Origin of the sequence: Streptomyces sp. NBC_01176 (genome assembly GCF_045039825.1) — a bacterium.
Taxonomy (GTDB): domain Bacteria; phylum Actinomycetota; class Actinomycetes; order Streptomycetales; family Streptomycetaceae; genus Streptomyces.
This window is the reverse complement of the sequence record NZ_CP108600.1, coordinates 8,641,800-8,655,716: the sequence shown is the minus strand read 5'-3', so window position 1 is coordinate 8,655,716 and position 13,917 is coordinate 8,641,800. Positions and strand designations below refer to the sequence as shown.

11 protein-coding genes and 2 pseudogenes are annotated in these 13,917 nt (G+C 67.3%); 5 read left to right on the top strand and 8 right to left on the bottom strand.

Features of this window, described 5'->3' with window-relative positions; translation table 11 throughout:
* Nucleotides 1-279 precede the first annotated feature (279 nt).
* Nucleotides 280-1,503 (top strand): MFS transporter, encoded by a 1,224-nt coding sequence (locus OG199_RS37625; protein ID WP_405833294.1) that lies wholly within the window; start codon nt 280-282, stop codon nt 1,501-1,503.
* Nucleotides 1,504-1,545: 42 nt separating this feature from the next.
* Nucleotides 1,546-2,043 (top strand): Rrf2 family transcriptional regulator, encoded by a 498-nt coding sequence (locus tag OG199_RS37620; protein WP_405833292.1) that lies wholly within the window; start codon nt 1,546-1,548, stop codon nt 2,041-2,043.
* A 229-nt stretch (nt 2,044-2,272) separates the two neighbouring features.
* Here the strand turns inward: OG199_RS37620 and OG199_RS37615 are convergent, their stop codons facing one another.
* Nucleotides 2,273-4,972: an alpha-L-rhamnosidase C-terminal domain-containing protein gene (locus tag OG199_RS37615; RefSeq protein WP_405833290.1), complete on the bottom strand. Its 2,700-nt coding sequence runs from the start codon at nt 4,970-4,972 to the stop codon at nt 2,273-2,275.
* Nucleotides 4,973-5,426: 454 nt separating this feature from the next.
* Between OG199_RS37615 and OG199_RS37610 the strand changes: the two genes are divergently transcribed.
* On the top strand, nt 5,427-6,215 hold the full coding sequence (locus tag OG199_RS37610; RefSeq protein WP_405833289.1) for a PIG-L deacetylase family protein: 789 nt from the start codon (nt 5,427-5,429) through the stop codon (nt 6,213-6,215).
* 442 nt (nt 6,216-6,657) lie between these two features.
* Here OG199_RS37610 and OG199_RS37605 read toward each other — a convergent pair whose 3' ends face one another.
* Nucleotides 6,658-7,050 carry a hypothetical protein gene (locus OG199_RS37605; protein WP_405834794.1) on the bottom strand — a complete coding sequence of 131 codons (393 nt, stop codon included), beginning with the start codon at nt 7,048-7,050 and terminating at the stop codon, nt 6,658-6,660.
* Between the two features lie 327 nt (nt 7,051-7,377).
* Between OG199_RS37605 and OG199_RS37600 the strand changes: the two genes are divergently transcribed.
* On the top strand, nt 7,378-7,965 hold the full coding sequence (locus OG199_RS37600; RefSeq protein WP_405833287.1) for an immunity 21 family protein: 588 nt from the start codon (nt 7,378-7,380) through the stop codon (nt 7,963-7,965).
* Nucleotides 7,966-7,992: 27 nt separating this feature from the next.
* Here OG199_RS37600 and OG199_RS37595 read toward each other — a convergent pair.
* Together OG199_RS37595 and OG199_RS37590 are read right to left on the bottom strand one after the other, a co-directional pair.
* Nucleotides 7,993-8,205: pseudogene (locus OG199_RS37595) on the bottom strand (transposase); the annotation flags it as partial.
* Nucleotides 8,206-8,277: 72 nt separating this feature from the next.
* Nucleotides 8,278-9,045, bottom strand: coding sequence for an alpha/beta hydrolase (locus tag OG199_RS37590; RefSeq protein WP_405833286.1), 768 nt, complete (start codon nt 9,043-9,045; stop codon nt 8,278-8,280).
* A gap of 407 nt (nt 9,046-9,452) precedes the next feature.
* Between OG199_RS37590 and OG199_RS37585 the strand changes: the two are divergent.
* A pseudogene (locus OG199_RS37585) lies at nt 9,453-10,167 on the top strand (helix-turn-helix domain-containing protein); the annotation flags it as partial.
* A 58-nt stretch (nt 10,168-10,225) separates the two neighbouring features.
* On the opposite strand, the gene OG199_RS37580 reads toward OG199_RS37585, so the two are convergent.
* The 4 genes from OG199_RS37580 to OG199_RS37565 form a co-directional block, all read right to left on the bottom strand.
* Complete coding sequence (locus tag OG199_RS37580; RefSeq protein WP_356806148.1) at nt 10,226-10,858, bottom strand: DUF6368 family protein; 633 nt, start codon at nt 10,856-10,858, stop codon at nt 10,226-10,228.
* A 112-nt stretch (nt 10,859-10,970) separates the two neighbouring features.
* Entirely contained in the window at nt 10,971-11,918 is a 948-nt protein-coding gene (locus OG199_RS37575; protein ID WP_405833285.1) for a WD40 repeat domain-containing protein, read from the bottom strand.
* Nucleotides 11,919-12,064: 146 nt separating this feature from the next.
* Nucleotides 12,065-12,880, bottom strand: a complete 816-nt coding sequence (locus tag OG199_RS37570) for a hypothetical protein (RefSeq protein ID WP_405833284.1) — start codon at nt 12,878-12,880, stop codon at nt 12,065-12,067.
* Between the two features lie 182 nt (nt 12,881-13,062).
* Nucleotides 13,063-13,914 carry a maleylpyruvate isomerase family mycothiol-dependent enzyme gene (locus OG199_RS37565; protein ID WP_405833283.1) on the bottom strand — a complete coding sequence of 284 codons (852 nt, stop codon included), beginning with the start codon at nt 13,912-13,914 and terminating at the stop codon, nt 13,063-13,065.
* Between the last annotated feature and the right edge of the window lie 3 nt (nt 13,915-13,917).

Genomic DNA, 13,917 nt, shown 5'->3' with positions numbered 1-13,917 from the left:
CGATTCGTACAGGACAAAATCACGACCTCAGTCGTAACAATTGTCGTTACCTTCAATCCACTGGCGGGTGAACCCCCATGTGACAGCGCGAGGAGAAGACGGCTGTCGTGACGGGCGCCAACCAGCGGTGCGGCCCGGGAATCCATCGGTCCGGGCGCTCGTCTCGTTCCTCAGGTCACGTCGGTGTGACCGATGCCGCTCCCGTCCCAGGGCGGCGCAGCCTCCGCGCACAACGCGGCACGGGCCCCCGCGGCCCCCGTCCTTTCCAGGAGAGAAAGCATGAGTGAGCATTCCAGCGCGGCATCGGTCGTCCGCCGTCCGGAGCCGATACAAGTGAGCGCCCACGGCAAACCTTCACCGCTGAGCGACTGGCCGGCCGTCGTCTCGGTGGCCTTGGTGTCCTTCGTGCTGGTGCTCTCGGAATTTCTGCCGATCGGGCTCCTGCCTGTCATCGGATCCAGCCTCCACGTCACCGTCGGCACCGTGGGACTGGTCGTCGTCGTGCCCGGTCTCATGGCTGCGGTCACAGCGCCTCTGCTCACCATCGCCTCAGGAAGGCTCGACCGGCGCAAGGTTCTGATCGCGCTCGCACTGTTCATCGCGGCCTCCAACGTCCTGGCAGCACTGGCCCCCAACATGGCGGTGATGGCAGCGGCCAGGATCCTGCTCGGTGTCGGCGTCGGCGGATTCTGGGCGATGGGTGCCGGCGTCGCCGCCCGACTGGTGCCCGCCGACGCCGTTCACCGGGCCACGTCGCTGATCACCGCAGGCATCTCGGCCGGCACCGTAGTCAGCCTGCCGCTGGGCGCATTGGTCGGCCATGTAGCGGGGTGGCGAACCGCGTTCGTGGTTGCCGCCGGTGCTGCCCTGCTCGCCCTTGCGGCTCTGGCGCTGCGACTGCCCTCGCTGCCGCCCACCGGAGCCATCCGGATGGCCACGCTCACGTCGTCCCTGCGCAGTCCCGCTGCCCGCATCGCCCTGCTGGCCACCGCTCTGATCTTTTTCGGGCACTTCGCGGCCTACACGTACATCACCCCCTACCTTGAAGAGCAGGCGCATTTCGGCTCGTCCGCCGTGACACTGGTCCTGCTCGGATACGGCGTGGCGGGACTGGCCGGCAACTTTGCCGCCGGCGCGGTCATCGGCCGGAGCCTGCGTACGGTCTACGTCACCGCCGCTGTCCTGGTCGCCGCCGCGGTCGGTCTGCTCAACACGCTGACAGGCGTGGCACCCGCAGTCGTCCTGCTCGTCATGATCTGGGGTGCGGCCTTCGGTGCGGTGCCGTTGGCGCTGCAGACATGGATCCTGCGCGCGACCCCCGAGGCTCCGGAGAGCGGCATGGCGCTCCTGGTCAGCGCATGCCAGATCGCGCTCGCCGCAGGGTCACTCATCGGGGGCATGGTCGTCGACGGATACGGCACCTCGGCCGGCTTCGCCCTCGGCGGCGCGCTCGCCCTGCTCAGCGCGGCCACCCACATCCGCCCGCGCCTGCCCCGCGCATGAACCTGGCCGCGAGCGTGAAGTCCGGCCGGCAGGAGGGAACGAGTGAGCGCGAACAGCACAATGACCACTGCGGTCCATGTGCTGACCTTGATGTCCCTCAACCATCAGGCCAATGAGGTCACCACCTCGCAGCGCATCGCGGAGAGCGTCAACACGCATGCCGTGGTGATCCGCCGATGCCTGGGCGATCTCCGCAGAGCCGGCCTGGTTCGATCCAGGAGGGGAGCCGGAGCAGGCTGGGCCCTGGCCCGGGAGCCCGAGCACATCACGCTGCTCGAGGTGTGCTCGGCCGTGGACGCCGGGAGCCCGTTCGGGCTGCACCGCACGCCGCCGAACTCCGCTTGTCCAGTCGGCTTCCGAATCCGGCCGGCCCTGTGCGTGGTGTACGGCAGCCTGGAGGAGCAGCTGCGGAAGGAACTGGCTCGCACCACGATCGCCGATGTGCTGCGAGAGGCTCTCGTTCAGCAGCGACAGAGGATCCGAGGGCTCCTGGGCCCGGCTCCGGAACGCACGAGCACGACATCACTTGCTTCGAGCTGAGCTGTTCGGGCAAGGACCCGAAAACAGAGGGATGCGGCGACCCCTGGACCTCCGCCCTCACCAAGGTCCAAGGCGTCTACGTCGAGTCGCGCTACAGCGACTCCCACAAGTCCGCCTGGACACACATCAGTTCATCACGGCCAAGCTGCCGGCGCTGCTCACCTCAGGACATTGTGGTGCCTGCCACAGCGAACTGTGGCAGGCACCAGGGCGTTGCCCGAGGCGTCAACTAACGTGAGGTGACCTTGTAGCTTCCGTGCTGCTTCACCTTCAGGTAGACGTAGCCGGATTCGAAGTGGCCGCCGGTCACTCCAGGCGCCGCGGTGAACGCCCCGTGGCGCCACACCACCTTGCCGTTGACGGCGACGCTCCGGGCCCGCCCGGAGACCGGGATGGCAAGGGTGCCGCTGGTGCCCTTGGGGGAATCGACGGTCAGAGTGAACCGATCTGCGCCGGGCTTTGCGGTCCAGTGGACGTCGATGTCTCCGTGCGGAGTAGGCACACCTCCTCGCGCCCAGGTGAGGTCTCCAGGGTGGGGTTGAACCGTCCAGCTGGTGTATCCCGCTGTATCCGGTCGAACGCCCAGGACGTAGCTGGACAGTGCGGAGGTCGGGGCTGTGGACCATCCGTGGGACAGGCTCGCCCCCGCCCCCAGGCCGGGCGTGCCGTCGCGGCCGGAGATGTTCTCCCACATGGTCCCGGTCTGGTTCGGTCCGGGAGCGATCATGTGGCCCCACACATTGTGCAGGAGCTCCTGTGCGTTCGCGGTGTCGCCGGCCGCCAGACGTGCCTGGAGTTCGAACCCGCTGACGAAAGGGCTGACCAGATCTCTGTTGCCGGCGTCGGAGGAGAAGGGAAGCGGTCCGTAAGGGGTGGTCCACAGGGCCGACTTGAGCTTGGCCAGGATCTCCGCCTGCTTCGAGGTCGGCGCGACTCCGTACAGGACTGCCAGGGCGTTGGCGTCCTGGGCGACTCCGGACTGCGTGTCGCTGATTTTGTAGAGGCCACTCTTCGGGTCGTATAGACGTTCGTTGATCCGCGTCCTCAACGCCTCCGCGTCGGCCTTGTAGGCCGCGGCTTGTGAGGCGTCTCCCGCGGCGGTCGCCAGTGCCGCACCGTCCAGCAGCGCCTTGTAGTAGAGGATGTTGTAGGCGGATACCTCGCCGCCCTTGTCGCTGTCGTAGAAGTCCCAGTCTGCGCCGTCGACTCCGGCTCTGGTCGAGAACAGGCCGTTCGCGTCCAACCGCGTCGCGTTCCAGGCGAGTTCACGCTTGACGGTGGGCCACTCCTTGGCGACGAAATCCTTGTCACCGGTGTGGAGGTAGTAACTTGCCAGGCCTGAGACGAAGTACATGGAGTACGTGGCCGAGTAGGTCGTCGTGTCGCCCGGGGTGAGCGGTCCGAGGTGCGGCACGCTTGCCGGGTGGAGGGCGCCGGGAACGAATCCGCTGGAAAGCTGCCGGCTGCCCAGCAGGTTCAGGGACTGCTTGATGTACTCCGGATTGTTCACGGAGTAGTAGTCGGTGAGGCCCTCCACCAGGATGTCGCCACTCCAGATGGCACGGTCACGCCTGGCACCGTCGAGGACCGACGCCAGCGCGTTGGACCCCGGAGGAGTGAAGTCGGCGAGCGTGGCAGGCGTGGTCAGAGGATTGCTGTAGAGCGTCTTGCCTGTACCGCTGACGACGGTGAGGTCCTTGAAGGCCGCCTCCTCGTCGCCGAACTCACGAAAGCCTATGGTGCCGGTCGGACAGGCAACGGCGCCGGAGGGCAGAGCCGACGTGTCGGCACGGTCGACCTGCGTGCCGTCCAGCGAGATCGTCATGCTGGTTCCGGACACCGTGGTGGCCACTGTGTGCCAGGTGCCCTCGTCCACGGGAGACGGCAGAGCCACAGAGCCGAGGCTCGTGTAGGCCCCGTCATGGACATTGAACTTCTGCAGCGTGTTCGGGGCACCGCCGGTGTCGGTGCTGTCGTCGAGGATGAAGAGGTAGCCGTTCTGCGTGTTCTGCGCGCGTACCATCCATCCGGCCTGGTTGTGAAGGATCTTGGTCCGGAAGGTCGTCGTGTAGTCGCTCCAGTCGGATCCGCGGTTCAGGACCCCGGCACCGTCATTGATCTTCGACCCGCCGGCATCCATGGCACCGTCCTGGACGGACCAGGTCCCGGGAAGGGAGTTGGTCGGAACGAGATTGGTCTGCAAGGTGTAGGCACCGGCGTACCAGATCTTGTTCAACTCGTCCGAACTCGAGAGGAAGTGGCCCCCGTATCCGCTTGCTTGGGTGCGGTCGGCGATGTACTTGATGCCCACCTTGCTCAAGGTGAGGCGACCCGGCGTGGAAAGCGTGATCTGCTCGTACCGCTCACCTCCCTGCGCGGAGCGGTTGGTGATCGTGCCCGGCCCGGACACCGGATAGGTGTCGAACCGGGAACTGTCCCCGTCGGCCCAGGGCGGCGACCCGTCACCGGACGGGGTCATGTACTGCAGGCCCTCGCTGTACGCCGCCTTCAGGGTCGGGGACCCGGACTTGGCGGAGACGGTGAAGTAGGGCAGACCGCCTACCTCTTGGCCGTAGTCGAGAAGGACGGTAGGTGCTTCTCCGCTGCCGTCGTAGGTCAGCGTCGCTCCGCCGGAAGCGCCGCACAGGAGGTTTCGGGCGCCTTCGACCGCGCCCGTTGTGCTGACCACGGAAACCGGGCAGACGTCGGATCGCTTCGGAGTCCGGACGTACTCCCGCCAGTCGCTCGTGGCCCGGGGCGCCTTGGACTGGGCCGCGTGTTCTGCGGGGACGGGAGCAACCGTCGCCGCTGCGGCGGAGATTGCCATCGGCTGGGCGATCAGGGCGACGATGAGGGCAAGGCCCAGCGAGAACGCCGCACCAGCCACACCACGTCTGCGGGGCAGACGCCTTCTACCAGAAATGATCATGCGGACTCCGAGGTTGCGATGCTGCCTTGAGGGCCCAGCCGCGACGACGTTCACGAAAGAACGGGCAGGCCAGAGTGGGTTCGTGACGGCTCAAAAGTTTATTGAAACGATTCATTCCGATTCTGCAAGACGCAACGTATGCAGAAGCTGTAGGTGCGTCAACCCATAACGCAGGACTCGTCGCGTCGACCCGGCCCGTTCCGTGCCGTGTCCCAGGGGATGCTCGCGATGTAGCTGCCGATCACAGTGATTTCGGCGAAGGTTCCACCCCGCAATCACGGGCGTTGGCGGTCTCCACGTGGTCCGCGCGCTTGCGAGGAGGCTTGGACGTGGCCTCCCGATCCCCCGCACGAAGTACGCGTCGCCCCCCGCCAGCGGGGGCAGTTCCCCAGCGTCGGCTGCCGCGAGGCCCCGGCGCCTTGTCCAACAGTCACCGCGAGAAGGGGCACGACCTATGACCGCATCCGCGTCAGCATCCGCATCCTTGCCCTCACTACTCGGCGTGTTCGCTCACCCCGATGACGAAAGCCTCCTCGCAGGAGGCGTCCTCGCCCAACATGCCGCCGGAGGCGCACGCACCAGGGTCATCACCGCTACATGGGCTCCCGACAGCCACAGGGCGGCCGAGCTCGCTGAGGCACTGACAGTCATCGGCGCCGGCCCTCCACGCATGCTCGGATACCGCGACGCCCGCAACGACGCATCGGCGCCTGAGAGCCCTCGATTCTGCGATGCTCCCGTTGACGAGGTCATCCTCCAATTGGTCGCTCAGCTCCGGGAGTTGCGTCCCGACATCGTGGTCACTCATGACGCCGTCGGTCAGCTGACCGGCCACCCGGACCATCGCCACACCCACCGGGTGACCCTGCTCGCCGTCCAGGCGGCTGGGCTCGCCCACCTCTACCCCGACGCCGGCGAGCCCTGGCAGATCCGCTCACTCTACGCAGCCACCCACCCGCACTCGGGCGTCGGTGCCCTGGGACCCCTGCTGACCGACGTCGGCAAGACCGTACTCTCCGTCCCGGACGAGTACGTCACCACAACCGTCGACGTGACGACCTGGGCCGACCAGAAGTGGCGCGCAATCACCGCACACCGCGGCGAAGTCGCGCGCGCACGCTCCCTGCCCGGCATCCTCACCCGCCTGCCCGAGGACAGCCGCCGCACGATCATCTCCACCGAGCACTTCACGCGCCTCTCGGCTCTGCCTGTCCCGGGAAATCCACATCAGCTGACGACCTGAGATTCAGAGCTACCCGTTACTCGCAAAGGCCGCCAACCGGTGGCCGCACCCGATTCGATCTGCGGAATTTCACAGCCTCCCAGTTTCGCGAATTACCCACCTCCTTGTTCAGGGATTCGAGCAGGAGCGGACCGGCATATGCGACCCCCGGCCGCCGAAGTCGCTTCGCCGCTGTCCGGCGCATGGACGAAGTCCGGCCTCGGAGTTCGCGGATCGCCTAAACGGCGGCGTCGAGAGCATCCGGACCGAGCACGGCGCCGCTCGCCTGGACAGACAGCGGCCCCTGGCCCGTCACCTCGGCAACCGCGGACGGATGAGCGACACCGTCCAGGCCATCGGCGACCTGCTGTCTGATCAGCAAAGCGTGCACCGGCCCCGACACGGCAGGGCTGAACTGCGCTCCACGTCGCCCCACCGCCTGCCGTGTACGGGCTTGTTGGACTCATTTTTGCGCCGGCCCAAGGACGTACCGCATCAGTTCCGCGTCCTTTTTCGGAATCGCCAGGTCGTACGTCCCATCAGCCGTGACCACTTCATACTGCTCGAACTTCGGCGCCATAGGCACTCTTTCGCCAGTGGGTTTGATACCGAAGGGTGGCCTCAAGGTCGCACTCCTGCTTCCCCGCCGATCGCTCCACACCGGCTCCTCCCCCACGACCAGGCGCAAGGACCCCGACCTGAGCCGCGCGATCTGCTTGCCGCGGCCGACCGACACCATCGCCGCCCCACCGATACTCCTCGTGAAACCCACAACCTGAAGCGGCCGCCCGTTCCTGAAGTCCTCGATGTCCTGCGCGGGCGTACGCCGCCGGACCCACGTCCAGCGCAACAGCACGTCCAACCCGGTCTCCGTTCCTGCGGAGCGCCGTGCTGTCGTCATTCCCTGCCCCATCAAATCCCCACTCCCACAATTGCCGGCCACCGCACCAGGACAGTGCGCCGCGCGCGATCGAACTTGCTCTGAGGACACGAAGTCTGCCGCTTGGTCCTCTCGTCCAGGACAGAAGTCGCCGGACTCTCCGATCATCCGCGGCGACGCCGCCGCATACCTGGCCAAGGGCTGTCCCGTAACTGCACGTCGCCGCAGACCCTGGGCCGTTCCTGTCCTGAGTGCCCATCGGCCGCCGTAGGCGTTGTCAGTGGGCGCGGGCACACTGACGCCATGAGCGTTTCTTCGTCTACCGAAGCCCACGCGTCCCACACCTCTCCTGTGTGGGTGGAGTCGATGGGCGGTCCTTTGATCGTCATCCCCGTCTCCGCGTTGCCTGCATGGCGTGGGTGTACGGAGACCGGGGTCATGGCGGGGGACGCCACCGCCCCGGACGACTACGACCGAGCCTGCGCGGTGGACGATCTGGCCGGTGTGATCACCGTTGGCGAGCACGGTGCGCAGGCACTGGTGCTGGCGGACGAGCCGGCCACCAGCTGTTACCTACCCGAGCATCGGGCCTTCCTGCGGTGGCTTGCCGCCGACTCCGAGGCCGAGCTGACGGCGGCGGCCAGGGCTGTCCTGGCAGACCCCGCCACCGCGTGGGAGGAGTGCGGCACGTGGTCGTCGGACGGTCCAGCCACACTCATGGACTCCGCCGAAGCAGGCTCCGCGCTGGACATCGAGTATCCCGGCGGCGGGATGCCCTCCCAGGCATGGGTTTCGCTGCCCGCCGGCCGCTGGAGGGTCCGAGCCACCCGTACCAAGGCGGACGAAGAGAACTGGGTCGGCCTGGTCCAGATCCTGCCCATCGAATCTTGAACGGTCAGGTGCTTCGGTCGAGTGCGGTCACGCGTTGCGCGAAAGGTTGTACAGAGGGGCGATGCCGAGCACCGCGTGGTGCACGCCTTCGCCTTTCGACCGGCAGTCGCGGAGGATCTCCCAGGTCTTCATCCGCGCGAAGGCGTGCTCAATGCGGGCGTGGACCTGCTGGTGTGAGCGGTTGCGGTGGTACTCCTGCTCCCACGTGGGCAGTTCCTTGCCCGGCCACCGATGGTGGGGCGGATACGCGACCTCAACCCTGGCCGCGGTCGCGGCGCCCGACCGGCAAGCGGGACGCCGCGACCGCTCAGGTCAGGCCGACGCGGTGACCCCTCCGCCGAGGTGCCGGGCGAAGAACCGGACCGCGCTGTCGACCTCGAACCGGGGCAGCTCCTTGTGCTTGCCCGAGTTCACGTGCAACGACTTCTCCTTCGAGGCGAAGGCGTCGAACAGCGCGAGACCCTCCTCGCGCGAGATGTGCTCGTCGTCCCACTGCATGTCGAACTCGACCGGGATGGTGATCTGCTTCGCCCTGTCGGCCAGGGCATCGGGCCAGTGCTGACCGAAGACCGCGGCGGTGACCCTGGGTTCGATCGCCACGAACGGTACGCCGATCGCGGTTCCCATGTTGATGCCCCAGAAGCCGACCAGCCCGTCGGTGCCGATCTCCGGGAGTTCCTGGAGGGCATCCAGGGTCGCCTGGTACTCGGGCACGGCGAGCTCCGCCAAGTGGTGGTTGTAGCGCACGACGATCGGGCCTTCCGGCTCGCCCGCCGCCCTCGCCCGGAACAACTCGGCGATTTCCGCCTCGTCGTGCGCCGTACGCGGCCGGTCGCCGTGACCGGGCGCGTCGATGACGGCGACGTGGAAACCGCAGCCGGTCACGAGGCGCTGGGCGCGGCCGGACATCGCCGGGTGCTTCTTGTGGTTGCCGCCGCCGTGGGCCATCAGAACCAGGGGCGCGCGATCGGCCGCGTTGGAGGCCGGTGACCAGAGGACGCCGGGGATACCGCCCACGGTGAAGTCACGTTCGAGGATGCCGTTCGACGACGACCCGGCGGTGAACTGCAGAGAGCGCATAGGTGTTGCCTTTCGGGAGTGCCTTGTTGTCGAGGCGCTCCCGGCGACACCTACGTCAATCGCCGGCCGTGACGGCAAGGGGGAGCACCCACATGGATACGGCGTTCATGGGTCTCACCTCCTCAGACGGTGTCACGGTCGACCGAAAGTTATCAGAACGACCATCACCCCTCCAGCCCTTTTCCCCGCCATGTGATCACAGCCCCGGGCAGGCCCTACCTGCCGACCGGGTGACAACTCGTCGTCCCATTCAGAGCTGGGCGAACGTTGCCCGACGCGGCACTGGTAATTCATTGCCACCACGACGTGAACGCACGCGACAACCACGCCCACACGGGCAACGGCCAACGCGATCAACGCACGGCCGCGCATTCCAGTGATCCCGGCAATGGGCGCCCGACCGGACCGTGTTGCTTGTTCGGCCGGCAGGACCGCGTCGGGGTACTCACCGTCGTCGTCCCAGCCGTCGCTACCGGCGGGCGACGACGCTGCTGGCCTCGCCGGAGGGAACCGGGTGCCGGTGGTCGCCACTTGGTGCAGGCTGACGAGCACACCGTCGGGGATGTGATCCATCCATTCAAATGAAACGGGCTTGGCCTGCCTGGTCCCTCGGTGGGCGGAATGCCGTCTCCGCCAACTGACCGATGGTGACGCAGACTTGGTCATCGCAACGGCCACCGCCCGCCTCGTCGAGCTCGGCCAGCCGTTCACCCGCTGGTCGCTGCGCAAGCTGATCGCCTACCTGTGCAAAGTGCACGGACCGGGTGATCCGCATCGGCCGTGAGACGTTACGGTGCCTGCTCGCCCACCGCGGCGTCGACTTCCAGCGCCGGCATCCGTCGCTGAGCGAAGAACCACAAGGTCGAGCTGTGGTTCACCCCGGCCTACGCCTCGCGGGCGAACCCGATCGAAGGGCGCTTCGGACCCCTGCGGCAGTTCACCATCGCCATCTCCCACCACCTCAACCACACTGTGCAGACCCGGGTCCTGCATGCCTACCTCCGCCGGCGCAACGCCAACGCCCGCCACCGCGACGCCCTGGCCGGCGAACGTAAGGAACGCGCCGGCATCCGCAGCGAGAAAGGCATCCACTGGGCGGTCGGCCCGCCCTCGCCGCATGCTCAGGCAACATGGCGAACGATCCAGGTCACAGCACCACCTTCGCGATGGTTTGTCTGGGTTATTTGACCAGCCGGAAGGCGGGGTGCCCCACCCAGGCCCGCAGGAACTCCACCGTTCCGAGCGCCATCCAGTCGTCGTCCGCGATCCCCGACACCCCCGGAAGGCCGGCGACGACCGACGCCTGTCCGTCCAGCAGCTCGGCTTTGGCCACGCCCCCGATGACGTCCATGACAGCGGCGGTCAGCAGGGCCGTGGCCACGTGGTCGATCTCGCGATTGCAGCCGGCGCTGACGTTGACGGCGTGGGTCGGCCTGAAGCCGAGGATGGCCTGTACCTCGGGCTCGTCCGCGTGCTCAGCCTCGAAGAGGCTCTCGTCGCCGACACCCGGCCCCATCAAGTAGACCAGGAAGGGGCGACGCCAGTCCTCTCGCCGCGGATTGAATCCCACCAGGGCCGTGAGCTCCTCGTCCGCGGAGGTGTTGCCGAGGAGTGGCAGCGGGAACGGCTTTCTCCAGTCCTCCTCTCGCCTGTCCTCGACACCCAGTCGCTCCGCGGGCACGTTGACGTCGAAGAACCCGGGCCGCTTCTCAGCGAAGTGGGAAGAGAGCCCCACCATCAACGCGCGGAACTCCCGCAGCGCATCCGGGGAGAGCGGATCCGCCAACTCGATGACCAATGTCGGACCAGACATGCTGGAAGCCTAGTTTGATCGGTTCCGCGACCGCTCAAAATTGTTCCCACACCGGAGCCAGCCGGTCCGAGCACCAACACCGCCAGTCCGGCGAACCAATGCGGCCAGAGCACTAGCCGACGCGGAGTGCGCACGCGTGGATCACGATGTCGCCCTGCACGGTACTTGTGGCCAGGAGAGCCGTCCCGTCCGGCTGCGCAAGGGCACTCACGACAGAGCTTCTCAGAAGGAGGTCGATGGCCTCACCGGTGTCCGCGTCCCAGGCGCGGACGACCTCGTCGGACCCTGCAGCAAACATCACCGCTGTCCCTCCGACACGCGCCGTTGCGAGGGCATACACCTCGGCCCTGATCTCGATCGGTGGGCCGGCCTGCGCTCCGGTCGCCGCATTCCATCTCTTCAGTACACCGTCTTGATCGCCGGAGACGAACAAGAGCCCCTCGGCAGAGGGCAGCGCCCGGATGAGGGAGACCCCGGAATCATGTCCCTCGACAGGTTCACCCAGCTGGTGTCCGCTGGCCGCATTCCACCGCCAGATCCGGCCGTCATCGTCGCCGGAGACCAGTACACCCCAACCGTCAGGAGAAGGTACGAAGCCTACGGCCGTCATGATTCCCCGGCCCTTCGATGGTGTGTCCCCCAGCGGCTCACCCGTGACCGGGTCCCACCGGTACACCACGCCGTCGTGGCCCGCACCCAGGAGAATGGGGCGGCCGTCCGGCAACACCCCGTCGGCGACGGCCCAGATGGTCCACCCCTCCCAGGTCATCTCCGGCAGGCGACGCCCCGTCAGGGCGTCCCACCACTCGATGCCGTCTTCCGTGGCGATGGCAAGCCGGAGACCGCCGCCGGAAATCCGCACCAGGGCCTTGTCATTGCAGCCGGACATGCCCTCGCGGTCACACCAAACCTTGCCACCAGTTCGGATGTCCCAACGGCTGACCTCCCACCCGTCCGCCACGGAAGAGAAAAGGAGAGGGTTCCCGTCCTGCCCCGTCCCAAGCAGAGGCCCCGCCATGTGGCCGGATCCGGACGAGAACCTGGCGATCTCCTGCACCATCAAATGCCGCATCCGCATCCCTCTCCCCCATCCGCCTCTCCTGCCCCTGTGATGGTGAAGCGCACACTCGCGTGCGGGCAAGCTCCGCCATTCGAGAATCTGCGGTGCGACGCCTTTGACAACAGCAGAGCGGATACCGCCGGGTATCACTCGAAGTCGAGCCGGCGACCCCATTCGTCGCCCCAGCCACCGCGCCAGACGGCCAGTCCCGCGTAGGTGAAGAGGCAACCGACGCCGATGCCCCATTCATCGCCTTCGTAGCGGATAGCGGGGTCCGCGAGGGCAGTGCGGAGATCCTCAAGAGGAATGACGGTGAAGGCATCGCTGCCCTCGTCCGGACAGTGCTGGACCTCGATCCAGCCTTCGCGGACGAAGGGCAACAACGGGGCAAGTTGCCGATCCACCCAGGCCAGGCGCTCAGCGGTGCCCAGGGCGGCCGGCGGATCCTCCCAGATCCCGAACGCCCCGGTGAGCATGCCGCTGAATTCGGCCGCGCAGACCAGGATTTCGCGTTCCTCGACACTCAACTCGTCCCAGGTGGGAAGCGCACTGGTGTCGGCGGTCGGATGCGCGCCGTCGAACCAGCGCTCACCCACTGCCTGCGGGGCCGTGAGACTGAAGTGGCGACGCGGTCCGGGGCTCCACAGCCAACTGATCGGATCGGTGAGGACCTCTACGAGTTCCTGCCCGACCACCAGGACAGGGGGGACGGCGCGGTAGCTCTCGCCCTCGTGGACGGTCAGCAGCCCGCGTTCGGCGAGATCGAGGGCCACGGTGGCGAGTCGCGGGACCAGAGCGCGTTGCTCGTCCTCGGTGTAGCTGCGCGGGGGCGGCGCATCCGCGACACCGGCCCAGCGCAGTGCCACGCCATAGTTCTGGACCGTCCCGGCCAGGGAGTATCCCGAAATGGCACGACGCATGAGCGTCTGTTCAGCGATCGTCAGCGATTCCCAGGAGTCCACGACGTGCATGATCGCACTGCGAACGGGGTGGAGCCGTAGTCCAGTCCTGCCAGGTCTGCCGGCTGACCTGGCGAGTGCCCTGCGCTCGTTACTGAGCTTGAACGGTTGTTGCCGGCTGCCACGCGTGACTGCCGCCGACACGGCGACTCACCGCGGCCATGGACCTCAACGCGCAGCGTCCATCAGTGGACGACGGACACGATCTGGCAGGCGGCTTCGGCGATCTGGCGTGCTCCGCTGATGCGGGCCCGGGCGAGGGCAGTGCCAGGATCGATGCCGCGGGTGCAGAGTCGCCAGGCGGTCTCCGCGTCCAGCATCACTGACGCGGTGGGCCGGCCGCGGGGTTCTTCGGCCAGTGACCAGCGGTCCGCGGTGGCGGTCACGGTCCAGGTGCCGACGGGTGGCTCAACGATGACCATCTGGAGTTGTGTCCCGGCGGGTGCGGCCGTGTGGCGCAGTGTGTGGGGCAAGGCCCTCATGAAGGTGTCCAGGACCGTGGAGAGAGCGTGGAACTCCAGGTCGGTGTCCTGGCCGGTGGCATGGCGGATCTGCTGGCGGTGGGTCCAGTACTCGGTGAACTCCCGGGCGATGTCCAGCCACTTGGGCGCCGGATCGGCCCCGGCCCACGACACTGTCAGGCCCGTGGCGTCGAGGTCGTCGCCCTCGAATTGTCGGGCGACCTGGGTCCCGGCCAGTTCCAGGGCCTCGATGAGCTCGGTGGGACGGTGATCGGCGTGGAGATCGATCCATTCCTGGTTGACCCGGTGGATGAACGCCTCCAGCGTCTCTCCGACCCCTTTGGCCCGCTGATGGCTCTCTGTGCTCCGGCCGAGGCGGCCGTGGTAGTCGCCGAGGATGTGGGTGGCAAGATCGCGCACGGTCCAGCCCGGCACCGCAGCCCGGCTCCACTCCTCGCGCCGCAGACCGCGCAGCAGGTCGAGGAGTGACACCGACTCCGGCCCGAACAGTGGGCGAGCGTCGATCGGCTTGCCCAGCCAGGACGGGTGGGATACGTCGTCGGACCGGAGACTCATGGT